This window comes from Verrucomicrobiia bacterium, from assembly GCA_023953615.1.
Lineage (GTDB): Bacteria > Verrucomicrobiota > Verrucomicrobiia > Limisphaerales > JADLHS01 > JADLHS01.
This window is the reverse complement of record JAMLJH010000002.1, coordinates 590747-607665: the sequence shown is the minus strand read 5'-3', so window position 1 is coordinate 607665 and position 16919 is coordinate 590747. Positions and strand designations below refer to the sequence as shown.

13 protein-coding genes are annotated in these 16919 nt (G+C 58.3%); 3 read left to right on the top strand and 10 right to left on the bottom strand.

The window, feature by feature from the left end:
* Window positions 1–18 precede the first annotated feature (18 nt).
* Both rpsG and rpsL read right to left on the bottom strand, forming a co-directional pair.
* Window positions 19–492: a 30S ribosomal protein S7 gene (gene rpsG, locus M9920_12960; protein MCO5053201.1), complete on the bottom strand. Its 474-nt coding sequence runs from the start codon at window positions 490–492 to the stop codon at window positions 19–21.
* Window positions 493–517: 25 nt separating this feature from the next.
* Complete coding sequence (rpsL, locus tag M9920_12955) at window positions 518–910, bottom strand: 30S ribosomal protein S12 (GenBank protein ID MCO5053200.1); 393 nt, start codon at window positions 908–910, stop codon at window positions 518–520.
* Between the two features lie 340 nt (window positions 911–1250).
* Between rpsL and M9920_12950 the strand changes: the two genes are divergently transcribed.
* Window positions 1251–1880, top strand: a complete 630-nt coding sequence (locus M9920_12950) for a DUF47 family protein (GenBank protein ID MCO5053199.1) — start codon at window positions 1251–1253, stop codon at window positions 1878–1880.
* 9 nt (window positions 1881–1889) lie between these two features.
* Complete coding sequence (locus tag M9920_12945) at window positions 1890–2981, top strand: inorganic phosphate transporter (GenBank protein MCO5053198.1); 1092 nt, start codon at window positions 1890–1892, stop codon at window positions 2979–2981.
* 25 nt (window positions 2982–3006) lie between these two features.
* Here the strand turns inward: M9920_12945 and M9920_12940 are convergent, their stop codons facing one another.
* Complete coding sequence (locus tag M9920_12940; GenBank protein MCO5053197.1) at window positions 3007–4665, bottom strand: putative manganese-dependent inorganic diphosphatase; 1659 nt, start codon at window positions 4663–4665, stop codon at window positions 3007–3009.
* A 205-nt stretch (window positions 4666–4870) separates the two neighbouring features.
* Between M9920_12940 and nadA the strand changes: the two genes are divergently transcribed.
* On the top strand, window positions 4871–5899 hold the full coding sequence (gene nadA, locus M9920_12935) for a quinolinate synthase NadA (protein ID MCO5053196.1): 1029 nt from the start codon (window positions 4871–4873) through the stop codon (window positions 5897–5899).
* A gap of 269 nt (window positions 5900–6168) precedes the next feature.
* On the opposite strand, the gene M9920_12930 is transcribed toward nadA, so the two are convergent.
* The 7 genes from M9920_12930 to M9920_12900 all read right to left on the bottom strand — a co-directional run bounded on the left by M9920_12930 (window position 6169) and on the right by M9920_12900 (window position 16750).
* The gene (locus M9920_12930) at window positions 6169–6621 is read right to left on the bottom strand and encodes an AP2 domain-containing protein (protein ID MCO5053195.1); all 453 of its coding nucleotides are present in this window, start codon (window positions 6619–6621) and stop codon (window positions 6169–6171) included.
* A gap of 77 nt (window positions 6622–6698) precedes the next feature.
* Window positions 6699–9701: a type I restriction endonuclease subunit R gene (locus M9920_12925; protein ID MCO5053194.1), complete on the bottom strand. Its 3003-nt coding sequence runs from the start codon at window positions 9699–9701 to the stop codon at window positions 6699–6701.
* A complete protein-coding gene (locus M9920_12920; protein ID MCO5053193.1) occupies window positions 9701–10516 on the bottom strand; it encodes a four helix bundle suffix domain-containing protein in 816 nt (271 codons plus the stop codon). Before M9920_12920 ends, M9920_12925 begins: the two co-directional genes overlap by 1 nt.
* A 10-nt stretch (window positions 10517–10526) precedes the next feature.
* Window positions 10527–11915, bottom strand: a complete 1389-nt coding sequence (locus M9920_12915; protein MCO5053192.1) for a restriction endonuclease subunit S — start codon at window positions 11913–11915, stop codon at window positions 10527–10529.
* Window positions 11912–12946 carry a virulence RhuM family protein gene (locus tag M9920_12910; GenBank protein MCO5053191.1) on the bottom strand — a complete coding sequence of 345 codons (1035 nt, stop codon included), beginning with the start codon at window positions 12944–12946 and terminating at the stop codon, window positions 11912–11914. The genes M9920_12915 and M9920_12910 overlap by 4 nt, the downstream gene beginning before the upstream one ends.
* Window positions 12943–14454, bottom strand: a complete 1512-nt coding sequence (locus M9920_12905; GenBank protein ID MCO5053190.1) for a DUF4062 domain-containing protein — start codon at window positions 14452–14454, stop codon at window positions 12943–12945. The genes M9920_12910 and M9920_12905 overlap by 4 nt, the downstream gene beginning before the upstream one ends.
* A gap of 7 nt (window positions 14455–14461) precedes the next feature.
* Entirely contained in the window at window positions 14462–16750 is a 2289-nt protein-coding gene (locus M9920_12900) for a type I restriction-modification system subunit M (protein MCO5053189.1), read from the bottom strand.
* Window positions 16751–16919 lie beyond the last annotated feature (169 nt).

The window sequence follows — 16919 nt, the reverse complement described above, 5'->3', positions numbered from 1 at the left end:
CGTGTTAAAATCTGGAGCCTACCAACGGAAGTGGGCGAAGGCCTTGTTCGCTTGCGCCATTTTGTGAACGTCGTCCCGCTTGCGGATGGCGCCGCCCTGCCCTTGAAACGCCTCCATGATCTCAGCGGCCAGCGCCTGGCTCATGGAAGTGCCTTTACGGCCGTCGGCAAAGCCCACAATCCAACGCAACGCGAGAGCCACCTGCCGATCCGAGGATACTTCCAACGGCACCTGATAGGTGGCGCCGCCCACGCGACGCGCCTTGGTTTCAATCCGCGGTTTGGCATTATCCACGGCCCGTTGCAGAATCTCCACCGGATCGCTGGCGGGATTCTTCTCCGAGAGTTGATCAAACGCGCGATACACAATGCGCTGCGCGGTGCTTTTCTTTCCAGAAATCATCACCGTGTTAACGAGCCGCGAGACCAGCGTACTCTGATATTTTCCATCCTGAACCAACGGACGTTTGGTGGCTTGACGACGACGTGACATAGCTTTCTAAAAAATCTCCTGAGGATTACTTCGCGGCGGCCTTGGCTTCCTTCGGACGCTTGACGCCATACTTGGAACGGCTGACGCGCCGCTTTTCCACGCCAGCGGCATCCAACGTGCCCCGGACGATATGGTAGCGCACGCCGGGCAGATCCTTCACCCGACCGCCTCGAATCAAAACAATCGAGTGCTCCTGCAAGTTGTGCCCCTCATCGGGAATGTAGGCAATGACCTCATAACCATTGGTCAACCGGACCTTGGCCACCTTCCGCATGGCGGAGTTCGGTTTCTTGGGCGTACGCGTCATCACCTGAACGCAGACGCCACGACGAAACGGCGCTCTTTCCAGCGCCGGAGACTTGGACTGGTACTTGATTTTATTGCGGCCCTTGCGGACCAACTGATTGATTGTCGGCATTTGCTAAATTCTTCAACCGTTGCTGGGAGCTTGTTTACCGCCAGATAAACGGAAGCGAGAGATTAACAAACGCCGATTCACTCGCAACAAGTTTTTTTACCAAAAACGCCCGGATGCGCGCTTTTCCGTCCGCGCCCATATGGATGAGCCGGAATTGCGCCTCCCCCTTGGATAGCCCAGCCGCCCGAAAGATGTTGTTGCCACCACCAAATCCATTTCGACCCAGCCATCGAAAACCGACCGCACCAGGCCCGATTCGGTGCGGGGTCGAAGATGGATGGCGGATTCACAATGTTTTTAATGGACTTTCCGGGCTGGTTTGGCGACAACTAGCCTGCGCATGTTTTCTTTCCAACAGTTGTTCGGCAAAGGCGATAAATTCCAGGAATTACTTCAAGCGGCCGCCCGCGAAGCTCACGAAAGCATCCGCCTCGTAATTGAATTGATGGAATCGTCGCGCGGCACTGAAACCCTGGATGCGCTCGCCCTGGCCCGGCGGATGGAGAAAAAAATCTTCGAGCAGATCAACGAAGAACTGGTGCATACCTTTGTCACCGGCCTGGAGCGCGAGGACATCGAAGCCATCGCGCGCGGGCTGTACAAGATTCCCAAGAGCGCGGAAAAGCTGGGCACCCGTTTTCTCATGGCCGGAGCGCACGTCGAGGGAGTTGATTTTTCCAAACAAGCCGAGATGCTCGAAAAAGCCACCGCCACGGTCCACCAAATGGTGGAACAGCTCAAGGCGATTGATGACATGGAAACCATGAAGCAACTCAACGACAAACTACGCAACGTCGAAGGGGAGGCGGACAAGGTGATCAACGGCTTCCTGCGTGAACTCTACGAAGGCAAATACGAGCCCTTGCGCGCCATGGTCCTGCGGGACTTATACGAGTTGATCGAAAAGGTGATTGACCGGTGCCGGGATGTCGGCAACGTGGTCATGCAAGTGGTGCTCAAAAACTCCTGATTCACGCCGATGACTCTCATTGTGACCGTCATCTTCGTGGCGCTCTTGTTTAATTACATCAACGGCTTCCACGACACGGCCAATTCCATCGCCACCGTGGTGGCCACCAAGGTTCTCTCGCCGCGCCAGGCCGTGATGCTGGCCGCCGTGACCAACCTGGTCGGGGCTTTTCATGGGACGGCCGTGGCCACCACGATGGCCTCCGGTTTGGTGGACTCAAAGATCGCCACCATGTCGGTGCTGTGTGGCGCGCTCATCGCGGCCATCATCTGGAACCTCATCACCTGGTGGGCGGGATTACCCTCCAGTTCCTCCCACGCCTTGGTGGGCGGCCTTTGCGGCGCGTGCCTGGCCGCCGCCGGCAACGATTGGTCCGTCATCATCTGGTCCATTCCCAACGCCGAACATTGGTGGTTGGGCAAGGGCATCTTGTGGAAAGTTGTCGTCCCCATGGTGATCTCTCCGGTTTTGGGTTTCGTCTTTGGCTTCGGCTGCATGGGCCTGCTGTACTTGCTCCTGCGCAACTGGCGGCCGACCACGGTGAATCGCACCTTTGGAAAATTGCAATTGCTCAGCGCCGCCTACATGGGTTACAGCCACGGTACGAATGACGCCCAAAAGACCATGGGCATCATTGCCCTGGCCCTCGTTGCCGCCACCACCGGCGGCGCTTTTCACCATCTCCCGGAGTGGTTGAGCTTTCTGAAAACGCCGGATGTCCCCGCCGGTGAATCTCTGCCCATCGCCACCTGGATCAAAATCGTCTGCGCCCTGACCATGTGCGCCGGCACAGCCGTCGGCGGTTGGCGCATCATCAAAACCCTGGGGCACAAAATGGTCAAACTGCATCCGGTCCACGGCTTCGCCGCTGAAGCCACCGGCGCCTCGGTATTGCTGGCCGCCGCCCACTTCGGCATGCCCGTTTCCACCACGCACGCCATCACGACCTCAATCATGGGCGTCGGTTGCGCCAAGGGATTCAATCACCTTCGCCTTAAGGTGGTGGAACGGATTGTTTGGGCGTGGCTACTGACCATTCCCGCCAGCGGCTTGGTGGCCTACGCATTGGTGCTGGCCGCCAAAAGCCTCGGGGCCATGTAGCTCTCGACGCTGGCGCGAAGAGCGTTCAGCTCTCAACCCGCAACCGCCGCAAACAATGCGTGAGGAACGGCAACAACTGTTTTTTCCGGGACACCACCGTTCGCAGATTGAAAATGCCGGACTCCAGTTTTGGATAATCAATGCGGGCCAGGAAATCGTCATTGCCCGCCACCACCAGTAGAGAATTCTGCGTGGTCACATCCGTCACAAGCAACGCCGAGAACAGGTACTGATGGCGCAGCCGATAATCCGCCAACGCCGTCAGCAACTCTTGTTTGCGCTTCCAGAACTGATCAAAACCCGTCTCCTCAATCTGCGCCACACTGAAGGACTGGCGGCCTTCGGCGTATTCCTTGCAATCCGTGGTGATGGCCTTGGGCGCGGCTTGCAACGTCAACAGCGATCCCGAGGCGAACAGCTTTTCGGTGAACGTCCGCGCATTGACGGCGGCCACCTCTTCCAGCTTTCGCAACACTTCCACATCGCGCGCCGTGGTCGTCGGCGAAGTCAGATTCAAGGTGTCGGAAACCAATCCCGCCAGCAACAATCCGGCGATCGCCTTGGGCAATTCCACGCCCTGCCGGAAAAAGCAATCCGCCACGATGGTGCTGGTTGAGCCGACGGGTTCGTTCCGAAACAAAATCGGCTGGTCCGTGCTCATCGGACTGATGCGATGATGGTCAATGATCTCCAAAATCTCGACTTCCTCCGCGCCCGGCACGGCCTGCGAAAGCTCGTTGTGGTCCACCAGGATCAGCTTGCGATTCACCGTCTTGAGGAAATCCGTTTTGGATAAAATCCCCACCGTCTCGCCCTGTTGATCCAACACGGGAAAAATCTTGTACCCCGATCCGGCGGCCTCATCGCGCACGGCGGTCAGCGGCGCATGTTCGCGAAAGCTCTGGAATTCCTCATTCAACACATGTCGCACCGCCACCGCCGCGCGACACAACGCCGCCGTGGTGGCGGTATCGTGCGGCGACGAAATCAAACTGATTTTTTTCTCCCGGGCGGCGGCGAAGGTTTTTTCCTCCACCTTCAAACCGCCCGTCACCACCAACGCGCGCACCCCTTCGCGAATCGCCAGATTTTGAATGTCCCAGCGATCCCCCACCACGATGATCAGTTTATTTCGCGCGAAAGTATCGAGCCGTCGCGAAAAAGATTCCACGCTCATGGCGCCGATCATCAGCGTCAGGTCTTCCTCCTGATCCGGATCATGTGCAATCAGCAAGTCCCCATGCAAGGTCTGCGCCAGATTGGACAACGACGACAACACCCGCCGCGAATCCACCAACCGATTGGCGGCCGGAAACAGAAACTTGCTCAGCTTGAACAACGACAACAATCCGCGACACCTGCGGTCGTCATCGAGCACCGGCAAAATCCGAACGCCGCGTTCATCCATCAAACCCAAGGCCGCCGCAGCCGTGGTCTCCGGCGTCACACTGAGAATGCGCGTTTGCATCACGTCGCGCACCTTGGGCGAGACGTCCGCGACGAACTTCGGGGCCGCAACGCCAAACTCGTTCAGGACAAAATCAATCCGGTCGTTGGTATCACCACAACGCGCCGCCACCGCTTCCGGCATGCCGGTGCGGCGCTTAAACTCCGCGTAACCAATGGCGGAACAGATCGCATCCGTATCCGGATTACGATGTCCAATGACCAGAATTTCATTCATGCGACAAAGCGCGCAGGGTAAGTCGGTAATGCGACTATTTCAAGGAAAACGGAGGCACAACGAGATTGTCCGTTCACGACCGGGGGCGGCGGCGCATTTCACATTCGGTCAGGGTTGGCGACCCGTATCCGCACCCACACTGCTGCGGTCAAGCCGCACTTCACCCAAGATTGACGGGCCTGACTTTCACTCATACTTTGTGCCCATGACTGTAACTAGCGAAGTCGAGCCGGTGGACTTGGGCGAACTGCAATTGCGCCCGGCTATGAGTCCGGAAAAATTCGGGCCGCTGGCCGCGGAAGTGTTCGAACTCAAGAAGCAACTCAACGCCGTCATCCTCGCGCATAATTATCAGGTCGCCGAAATCCAGGAAGTCGCGGATTACGTCGGCGACTCGCTCGGCCTCGCCCAGCAAGCCGCGCGCACGGACGCCCGCGTCATCGTCTTCTGCGGCGTGCATTTCATGGCCGAGACCGCCAAGATTCTTAACCCGGATAAAATCGTCGTCCTGCCGGACAAAAATGCGGGTTGCTCGTTGGAAGCCAGTTGCCCCGCGCCCAAACTCGCCGAATTGCAGGCCACCAATCCGAACTTTTGGACCATCGCCTACATCAACTGTAGCGCGGCAGTGAAAGCGCTATCCGACGTGATTGTCACTAGTGGCAGCGCCGAAAAAATCGTCCGGGCCGCGCCCAAAGACAAGGACTTGCTGTTCGTGCCCGACCAAAATCTTGGCGAATGGGTGATCGAGCAGACCGGTCGGCCGATGACCTTATGGAAGGGCAACTGTTACCTGCACGTAGATTTCCAACGTGCCGCCCTACTCCGCGCTCGGAAAAAATATCCGGACGCCAAAATCGTGGTGCATCCGGAGAGCTTGCGCGAAGTCCGCCAACTGGCCGACATCGTCTGCTCGACGCAGAAGATGATTGATTTCTGCAAAACTGATCCGGCCAAACAGTTCGTCATCGTCACCGAATCCGGGATCATCACGCGCCTGCAAAAGGAATGTCCGGACAAGCAGTTTTTCTGCACGCCCACGGAAGACGTGAACAACATGCCCGCCGACCGCTGCCGCTGCAGCGAGTGCAAATTCATGAAGATGAACACACTTGAGAAAGTGCGCGACTGCATGAAAAACCTCGCGCCCCGGGTCGAATTACCGGAAGACGTGCTCCAACGCGCGCGCCTGCCGATTGATCGCATGTTGGAAATCTGCGCGCGCCCCGCTTAAGGAAACGCTGAACCATTCAAATCAACCACGAATGAACACCAATAAAATCAAGACCATTGGGCGGGACATTCGTGTTGATTGGTGTCCATTCGTGGTTAAAGTATCGCTTCCTTAATGACCGCACCCGGCTCCCCGAGTCATGAAGACGGTGTTGCGCGCCAACACCATTCTCCAAACGAGATTGTATCGCCCTTTCGGGGCTTGGGGAATTTGGGGGACGCATACCCAGGGCGTCGCTGCGCTTTGCCCTGGGCTATCATCGGTCGCCCTTACCGGGCTTCGGTCATGCTCCTTAATCCATCGCGCCAAGCCTGAATGGCGAGCCGTCGGGCCTCCGCTTCGCCGTGTTTGCGGATGGAAAATTGTTTGCGCGCGACCACATACGGCTTCGGACTCCACGTCGCCTTCCAATACTTGCGCCACGGCTTGACGCGGCGATCAATGATCCGCCGCACCCCATGGAGCCCCGAGCGCCCCTGGCGGCGGCGCACTTCCTCCCAAAACAGCCGGGAGCGGGGTTCTGGCTCGCCCAGTTCAATCCGCAGTTTGCGGTAATGGTCCTGCGCGGCGGCGAACGCCGCTTCTTTCCCGCCGTATTTCTTGTCCGCGAAGAAGGCGGAATGAATCTTTTTCCGCCGCGCCAATCGCACGAAGAAACCGTGGTTATACTTGTGCGGTTGATCAATCCGGCAGATGCCTGGGGTGGCGGAAAACTTATTCATGGTTATTCATGGCTTACTTCTTCAAAGTCTCTTCCCACGGCGCGAAAAATTCGTGGCGCGGTTTGGGAGGGAAAATATCACTCATTGGTCAGCGCATACACCATGTCCGTCACGGAACGCCGGAACGATTCATTCTCCACGAATTGCTTGTAAACCTCCGTGTCATCTTTCAAGAACATCTGCATGATCTTTCCCAACGCCTTGTCATGGGCCAGTCGCGCCGTGTGCGGTGTGTTTTGTCTGGCATTTTGATAGGCCGGATTGGCGGCCACCTTGGGCGCGATTTCATCTTTGATGCGCTTCGCGATCCGATCGCTGTCATTGAACAACGTACCGAAATGTTCGTTGAACGTCTTCAAAATATTGCTCAGGCGATCCATTTCTGGCGCAAGTTTGTGCCCGCCCGCTTCGACTGATACGGGCGCAATCTCCGCGTTCTCATCCGCCACCGCAATCTTCATCACCGCCTTTTTCTCGACGCGGTAGCTGTCCATGTCAATGGCTTCCAGAATCCCCTTGGACAAGTCCTCCTCTTTTGGCGCGGGCAATTTCGGAATGAGCAGGTTCAAAACAATGGATAGCTTCTCCCACTCGCGCATCGGATACGGCATGACGGACGCCAGAAAATCATAGGTGCGCGCGAACGCCTTGGCCTTGCCTTTGAAACTTACCTGTTCATCTTCATCCAGCTTCTCTTGGTAAACCGCCACGCACACATCAAGCATCGGGTCGAGCTTGTCCCGCTCCGCGCCGGTGAGGAACAAATCCACCAGCGCCCGCACCTGTTCCGGCGCATAAACCTGGGCGTTGTCCAGCGCCGCTTTCAAGTCGTGCAATTTATTCGGGTCGGTTTCCTCGCTCAACACCGTGGTGCGGTAATAATCCGCGAAGGCAAACGTGATCGTTTCGGTGTTGTTCTGGAAATCCAACACGAACACGTCATGCTTTTCGGGATGCGCCCGGTTGAGGCGTGACAGCGTTTGCACCGCCTTGATTCCCGCCAGCGGTTTGTCCACATACATCGTGTGCAAGAGCGGTTCGTCATAGCCCGTCTGAAATTTGTCCGCGCAGATCAGAAAGCGATACGGGTCTTCTTGAATTTTTGTCGCGATGTCACCACTGAAAAACCCATTCAAGGACAACTCCGTTGATTTCACGCCTTTGAACTCGTGTTCGCCGGAGAAGGCGACGATGGGCAGATACGGACTCTTGCGTTCTTCAAGATACTCCTTGAACGCGTGGAAATACTGGATGGCGCGCTCAACGCCGTTGCACACAATCATGGCCCGCGCCTTGCCGCCGATCTTGTTCAGTGCCATCACCTGATTATGAAAATGGTCCACCATGATTTCCGCCTTCAACCGGATGGCGTGGTCGTGGCTCTCGACGTATTTCCGCAATTTCTTCTGCGCCTTCTTCACGTCGAACTCCGGGTCGCCCTCGATCTTCTTCACCAGCTTGTAATAACTGTCCACCGGCGTGTAGCTCTTGAGCACGTCGAGAATGAAGCGCTCCTGAATCGCCTGCTTCATCGTGTAACTGTGAAACGGATCGTGCTTCACCTTGCCGTCGGCGTCCGGTGGCAGCGCCTTGCCGAACATCTGCAACGTCTTCGGCTTCGGCGTGGCGGTGAACGCGAAGTAGCTCGCGTTCGCCAGCATCTTGCGCGCGGCCATGCGCTTCTCCAACGCATCGTTCACCGTGTCTTCCGGGTCGGCCAATGCCGCGCTCATCGCGGCGGAAGTCTTGCCGCCCTGGCTGCTGTGCGCCTCGTCAATGATGATGGCGAACTTCTTTGCCTTCTCCTCCTTCGCGATTTCATCGAGGATGAACGGAAACTTCTGCACCGTGCTGATGATGATCTTCTTCCCGCTCTCGATGAACTTCCGCAAATCGCCGGAATGTTCCGCGTGCCCGACGGTCGCGCCCACCTGCATGAACTGTTTAACGGTTCGCTGAATCTGGTCGTCCAGAATCCGCCGGTCCGTCACCACAATCACGGAATCAAAAACTTCCTTTTCGTTGCGCTTCACGCCAACGAGTTGATGCGCCAGCCACGCGATGGAATTGGATTTGCCGCTGCCCGCCGAATGTTGGATGAGATACCGCTGACCCGAACCGTGCGTTGCCACGTCCACCAACAGCTTGCGCACCACGTCGAGCTGATGATAACGCGGGAACACCTGCTTGCGCTTCTTCTTGCCGGTCCGGGGATTCTTCTCCTCCACGATCTGCGCGTAACCTTCGAGGATGTTCGTCAGGCTGCCCGGCGTGAGCACTTCCTTCCACAGATAATCCGTCTTCAAGCCGTTCGGATTCGGCGGATTGCCCGCGCCATCGTCCCAACCTTTGTTGAACGGCAGAAACCACGAGCCTTTGCCGCGCAACTCGCTGCACATCCGCACCTCGCCGTCGTCCACCGCGAAATGCACCACGCACCGCCCGAACTCGAACAATTTCTCGCGCGGGTCGCGGTCACGACGATACTGCTCCACCGCGTCCTCGACCGTCTGCTTCGTCAGGCTGTTCTTCAACTCGAACGTGGCGATGGGCAGGCCGTTGATGAACAGGCACAAATCCAGCGCGCGCCGCTGTTCATCCCGGCTGTAACGCAACTGGCGTGTGATGCTGAACCGGTTTTTAGCGAACAACGCCGTTGCCTTCGCGTTGCCCGGCGAGGGCGTGCCGAAGAACAAATCAAAATGCAGCGGGCCGTCCTCGATGCCCTTGCGCAACACATCAATCACGCCGCGCTTGCCGATCTCATTGGAGAGCCGCGCCAGAAACTTCTGCCGCGTGATGTCTTTCGCGTCCTGGTAATCGGCCGTGCCGATTTTCTTGAACGCCTCCGGCTGCGTGGCTTGCAGGAATTGGAAAAGCTGCGGTACATCCAACGCGTAAGCGCGATCGAAGTCTTTGGGATTTCCCGCCAGCCAACCGCTGCCGGTGGCCTTCTGCGCGGCGAGCGCATCCGGCGTTTCCGCGAATGTGCCATCCCCGGCAAAAGCCAGCCCGTCCCCGCCGGTCATGTGGCGCATGATTAGTGTTTCAAGTCCTTTCTCGCTGGTGTCAGTAGGCATCAGGTTTTCTTCCGTTGTTTGTCCGCCCCGTCCGACCGGTCCGATCCAAAAATCGGCTTTGTCCCCTCGCACTCCGGGTAGCCCGTGCAACCCCAAAACTGCCGCCCCGCCTTCGCGCCGCTTCGCACCGTGCGCAGCTTCATGGGCTTGCCGCAGCGCGGACAGGCTGGTGGTGTGTCCGTACCGTCCGACCAGTCAGACTTGGTTCGTTTCCGCGCCCCATACAATTTCTCCGTGAACCCGCCTTTCTCCACAAACGTCTCGCCCTGGTTTTCCAGTTGCCGTTTCAACAGGTAGGCCGCCTGGTTCACCGCGCACAACATCGCGTTGGCCGCCAGTTCCGGCGCGGCCCGCTCCACGAACTCCGACAACCCAAACAACCCGGTCAATCGCACCGTCCCCGGACGCCCGGCTGGCCGCACCGCTGCCCGGTCTTCCGCCAGCCGCGCCCGCATCGCCAGCGCCTCCCGGCAATCCTTCGGCCAGACCCGCAATCCGTTCTGACGCAAAAAACTCTCGTAATCCCGCAGCAACTCATCCGACAGACTCGCCCGCGCCACGTTGGTGAGTTTCATCTCGCTCTTGCGCGAGGTCGCGGCCATGCCGCTGCCCTCACTGATGTTCCGCACCCCGCTCCGCGCCGCCTGCACCATCTGATCCGTCATCCGGCGGTCCTCCGCGTAAAACCGGCGACAGAACACCACCGTCGCGTCATACACCGCCTCCGCCACCTTGTAACTCCGCAGCTTGCGATAACCGCCGCTGGGCAGCAGCACGCTCGGTTTTTCGGACGGTTGGTTTCCTGGCGGATTCATGGCGCACAAGTTAATCCATTTGTCCCTCGTCGGACGAGTCAGAACCATCCAACTGCTCCTCCGCCTCCCGCGCCTCCGGCGCGCTTTCCGGCAACTGGCGGGCGGCGGCGCGCACGTCCAGCTTGCCCGTCACCACGTCCGCCACCAGCCGCGTCCGGTATTCCCGCAGCAATTCGATTTCGCGTGCGGCGCGGGCGAGGGCAATGTTGAGTTGTTTTGTTTCAACAGCAATTCGCTCCACGATTTGTTTCTGCTCGGTTGCTTTTGGTAGCACGATTGGAAGACGAAAGAACTCTTCTGGATAAAGTCGCAAACGCGACGCCCGAACACCTGTTGAACGACAGCGAATGTTTGCAATGTAAGGCTGAGTGCGAAGAATCCCATCAATATAGCCGCCGACAATGCGCTCTGCGTTGCGTGGACGGTAAACTGCGTAGGCAGGGCTTATGATTCCTGTGTGTTCTGAAACGCCGAAGGCAGCCATCCATGCCCACATTGTATTAACGACGAGGTCGCCCGGTCGGCACATCTTGTGACCTACATACGATTGTGCTTTGAACATTGTGATGTTCTTCTGACTGCGCGGCGTGACTCCTGTAATGTGCGAGACGGAAAGAAGTTCTTCGTCGCCGTTTATCGAACGGTCATCAACTTCGCGGAAAAGATACTTCGCGCGCAAAACTTCCCAATGCTTCGGGATGTTGCCGAGCCAGGGGATGCCGGAGGGTTTGAGGGGGACGTTGGGATTCAAACCGCGGGTGACGGCGCGGTGGATGATGGCCTGCTTCTGCTCGTTGAGCAGCGCCATGAGCTTCTGCTTCGCCCGAATGCACCGCTCAATCCGCCCGTTCGCGTGGTCCAGAAACCGCACAATCGCCGCCTGCTCGTCCAGCGGCGGCTGTGGAGTGCAAATCAATTTGAAGTGCTCCGGACGGAGACTCCACATGTCGGACGTAATGCCGTAAGACCAACGCTCCGCTTCTTTGGCAAACTGCGGCGTGCGGTAAAGATGATGGATGTAACGCGGTAGATTCTTGGAATCCCGCAACCGCATCACAACGTAGGCGGGACTGATGATGCCACGAAGTTCCGACGCACCAACCGCACCCTGCCATGCCCGCATCTTGTTGTAGGCGATGTCGCGAGGCTGAACGAGTTTGTATTTTGATTTGTCCTGGTTGGAACTGTCCTTCTTCGAGCTATCGGCAAGCAAAGCCTTTTGCGGAACAATGCCGCGCGTGATCGTCACGGAAAGCATTTGCTCATCTGCATAGCCACGGTCTTTTACCTCGTTGAACATGGCGCGATTGGGCAGCACTGACCAATGACGCGGAACGGCGGCCAGCCACGCTTGACCAGAATCCTTGTATTCCGGGTAAGGCTTGAGGCCGGCCATCATTTCGCGCCTCCCTTGGGTTTGCGCTGGGAGAGTTTCTTCACCGCTTTGTCAAAATCCAGGTCCACCGCGCGCGGTTGCGCATCCAGCAGCTTCCGGTAGCGGTCGTATTCCAGCTCCGCCTTGATCTGTGCCTGCTCGGCGGTGGTTTTGCCCGCGTGATCCAGCAATTCGTGCTCCGAGAGTTTCAAGAACTCATCGAGCTTCGCGATCCAATCCCGCATCGTCATCGCCTTGCGTTGCAGCGCCCGCAGTTCGGCGAATTCGATGTAGGCGTTCACGATGCGGTTCAGCGTGCCGAGTTCCTCCGCGTCGAGATAGTTCTTGGCGATGGAGACATCCTCCTTGCGGATGATCCCGCCGGGACGCGTCGTCTGTAATCCCATGAACGGCTTTCCGGCATCCACCCGCGCGTGAATCACCTCCGCCGCGGTCTGCCCGTGCGCCGCCCAGTGCATCTTGTTCTGCACCGTGGCGAAGAAGCGCTGCGACATCTCCGTGTCTGGCGTGTAGTCCACACTCGTCGCGTAAATATCCAGCACCTTCTGGTAGAAGCGCCGTTCGGACGATCGGATGTCGCGGATGCGCTCCAGTTGTTCGTCGAAGTAATCCTTCTGCCCCTTGCCCGGGGGATTCTTGAGCCGCTCGTCGTCCATGGTGAACCCTTTCACCAGATACTCGTTCAAGCGGCCGATGGCCCACTGCCGGAACTGCGTGCCCCGATGGCTGCGCACCCGGAAGCCCACGGCCAGAATGGCGTCCAGGTTGTAGTGTTCGATGTCCCGCGTCACCTCGCGGCGGCCCTCGGTTCGAACTATTCGGAAATTCCGAATAGTTGCCGCTGCCGCCAGTTCTCCCTCGGCAAAGATGCCTTTCAAATGCTCGTTCACCGTCGGCACGGTGACTTGGAACAGTTCCGCGATGAGAGCCTGCGACAGCCACACGGTTTCATTCTGGAATCGGCATTGGATGCGCGTGCGGCCATCTTCGGTCTGATAAAGGACGAGGCTGGATGCTGGCGGGTCGTCGCTCATTTCGCGCCTCCGTTGGATTTATGGCGGGCGAGCCAGGTGCGGCCTTTGGCGGTGAGCCGGTATTTCTGAAGGCGGCTTTGGGGTGCTTCCGGCCGGGTCATTTCGATAAGCCCCAAAGCCACGGCTGACTGCTGGTAATGTTCCCGGAAATGTTTTTCGTCTTTCAAGTCCAGCCGGGTCATTAGCTCGGCCCGGCTCATCTCGCCCTTGATGATTTGCAGCAAGCCCGCGACTTCGGGGGTGACTTCGGGGGTGACTTCGGGGGTGACTTCGGGGGTGACTTCGGGGGTGACTTGCGTTTTTCGCCGCCACAGAGTCTGGTTAAATAGCCCGCCGTCCTGACGGAATTCAGGCGCGCGCAATCCGGCCCGGCGGCAGCGGGCAATCATGTCGAGGATGCCACTGCCGGCTTTTTCGGCGTAATGGGCCAAAAACATCGGCTCGGCAATGAGCGGGTTGCGGGGAATGGAGGCGTGTGGCCGGCTCAATTGCGGAATGGACAGGGCGAGCGGGAGTTCGCCGGGATTCCAGATTTCCAGCCGGTTGGCAAAGAGCATGACCTGCACGCTCGCGTTGCTGGCGTAATCGCGATGCGTCACGGCGTTGACGATGGCCTCGGCGACGGCTTCGCGGGGTAGTTCGTATTCGACTGGCGCTTGCGGGCCAAGCGCGCGCGTGCCCACAGCGCGGGTGATTTTGGACATGACGAAGTCCACGGCCTGATCCACGAGTTCGAAGACTGTGCCTTTGTAAATCTGGTAGGAGGGAATTGGTTTTCCGACTTCCGTGCCGTGAAAGTGCAGGCACTTGACTTCGGACGTGAGCAGGAAGCGCTGTGGCTGTCTGGCGAACAAGAGGACGGCGGCGTGGCTGGGCTGGCCGGCGTCGAGCAGGTTGAGGTGGGCCAAGGTCTGGGCGAGGGGCGTGTCTTCGCGCAGCGGATATTGCCGTTCGCGCCCGGCCAGACCGAGAAACCACTTCACCTTATCCGGGGACAGGTCGTCGAGAGTGGCAGCGGGACAGGCTGCCGCGTCGAACGGGCGGGTGCGCAAGCGTCCGGTGCGTTCCAGGTGCTCGACCAGACTGGCGTAGAGCGCCGCGTTCAGGTCGGTGATGTCATTAAACCGGCGGCGAATCAATTGTGCGCCCGCCCGGCTGATGAGCTTCCGCATTTTCGGGTGACGATGCTGATCATTTTCGCCCTTCACATAAATGAAGCGGGGTTTGCCAAGATGGGTGGCCTGATTGAATTCACGTTCGGTGGGCGACAGTCCGGCGGCATTTTCATGGCCATATTCCTGACCGAACAAACCGACGTAAATCGCGCACCGTTCGACTTCGTCGAGATAAACCTCATCGGCCCGGCGGTCGGAGGCGGGCAGTTCTTCAAACAGAAAAACGTCGAAGAAACGGCGGAACAGGGCGTCACCGCGAAGGTAATCCCGGATGCCGCAGCGTTCTTCCGCCAGTTCCTTCTGCACGCTGCTGATGAAGATGCGTTCGTTCATCCCGCTCTTATTTTGCGCCAACGATTTCGCCGAGCAATCCTTCGGTTTCCTTTTCCAGGGCCACGATGTCCGCGCTGATTTCGTCGAGCGAGCGCAGCGGTTGCGGTTGGTAGAAGTGGCGCGTGAAGGAAATCTCGTAACCCATCTTGGTGGCGGATTCGTCAATCCACGCATCGGGCGTGTAGGGCAGCACTTCGCGACGGATGAAGGCTTCGATGCCGCCGGGTTCGAGCAGCGGCACTTGCTCGGTGTCGCGCAGATCGGAGTCGGGTTCGTATTCCACCAACGCGGGCTTGCCGCGCACTTCTGCTGCGTAAACCCCATGCAACGCGTTTGCTTGACCCCGTCCGACCGGTCGTACCTTTGCGATCACGGGCGGAGCGGTTTCCACACGCCAGCTCACGGCGCGCAAAATCAGTTTCAGGTCGCTGGCGGAGAGTTTGAGCTTCAGTTTCTCCAACGCTTCGTTCACACGGTTGCGGAAAAGATTGTGGTCTTCAAACAGGTCGCCACCCAGTTCCTGGCGCAAGGCCGTAGCGGTTTCGACGAGTCGTCCGTCACGTTCCCAGGTCTTCGCATCGAGCAGTTTTTTCCGGGTGCGCTCCGGCAGGGTTTTCTTGGCGCTGTCCTCATCCGATTCGTCCGACCCGTCCAACTGCTCGGCCAGCCACTTTTCCACGGCAGCCTGCACCTCCGGCCACTCCTCAAACAACGCCTCCCCAAATTCCTCATAAAGCTCCGCGCGCAACTCTTCGTCACCGGAAGCGAACCGCAGGGCTTCGATGGCTTTCATCGTAAGCTGGCTGTGCAATCGCACGGGCCGCTCGACGGTCACTTTCCAATAGCCGAATGCTTTATTCGGAAAAATCTTCGACTGTTCAGTTTCCTGGAACGCGAGGTAGGTATCGCAGATGCGCTGGATGTCGTCGGGCGCGAGTTCGCAGTTTTTCTTGCCGAGATTTTTGCGGAGCGGCTTGAACCATTGCGTGGCGTCAATGAGCTGCACCTTGCCTTCGCGTTTCGTGCCCTGCTTCCGATTGGAAATTACCCAGACATAGGTGGCGATGCCGGTGTTATAGAACAGGTTCAGCGGCAGCGCGACGATGGCTTCGAGCCAGTCGTTCTCGATGAGCCAGCGGCGGATGTTGCTCTCGCCCTGTCCGGCGTCGCCGGTGAACAGCGACGAGCCGTTGTGAACTTCCGCCATGCGGCTGCCGAGCGGTGTCTGGTGATTCATCTTGGCCACCAGATTGGCGAGGAAAAGCAACTGGCCGTCACTGGAGCGCGTGACGAGGGAAAGTTCCTCGCCGTCGTGCATCACCTTGAAACGCGGGTCGCGCATCCCGTCCTTGCCGCCCATCGCTTCCAAATCCTTCTTCCAGCTTTTGCCGTAGGGCGGATTGGAGAGCATGAAATCAAATTCCATCGCGGGAAAGGCGTCGTGCGCGAGCGTGGACCATTCCGCGCCGCCGACGATGCGGTCGGCGTTTTCGCCTTCGCCTTTGAGCAGCATGTCGGCCTTGCAGATGGCGTAGGTCTCGGGGCTGATTTCCTGGCCGTAAAGGTGCGTGACGATGTCCTTTTTGCCGCTGGCGCGGGCGCGCATGGTTTCTTCCGCCACGGTCAACATGCCGCCCGTGCCGCATGCGCCATCGTAAAGCAGGTAACCGCCGGATTTGATCTTGTCGGCCACGGGCAGAAAGATGAGATCGGCCATGAGCTTCACGGCATCGCGCGGCGTCCAGTGTTCGCCCGCTTCCTCGTTGTTTTCCTCGTTGAATTTGCGGACCAGTTCCTCGAAGACCGTGCCCATCGCATGGTTGTCAATGCCGTGCGGACTGAGATCCATGTCGGGATCGAGAAACTTGGCGATGAGCGTGCCGAGGGCGTCGGCCTTGGACAGACGCGGCACGCGGTCGCGGAACTCGAAATTCGTCAGGATGTCCTGCACGTTGGAGGAAAAGCCGTCGAGGTAATCCAGAAAATCCTGCTGAAGCTGTTGTTGACTGCCGCGCGATTTGAGGTCGCGCAGGGTGAATTTGGACGTGTTGTAGAACGATTGCCCGGCGGCAGCGCAAAGCGCGGCCTGCTGCTCGGTGATTTTTAACTTATCGAGCCTGGCCTTGGTTTCGAGCACCGCCTTTTTTGTCGGCTCAAGCACGGCGTCGAGACGGCGAATGACGCACATTGGTAAAATAACATCGCGGTATTTGCCGCGAACGAATAGGTCGCGGAGGACATCGTCGGCAATGCCCCAGATGAAAGAGACGATTTTGTTGTGAGTGGCTTGGTCCATTTATGACTGAAAATTTTCAGCGGCGGCATTTCGCGGCTCGGCGCGCATTTTATCGGCGGCGGCCCAAAGCTGAGCTTCAAAGTTGAGGCCGTAATTATCGAAACTGGATTTTTTTGACGCCGTTGATTTGCCCATGAAAAGCTTACCGAGAAGCGTAAGCAGAAACTGG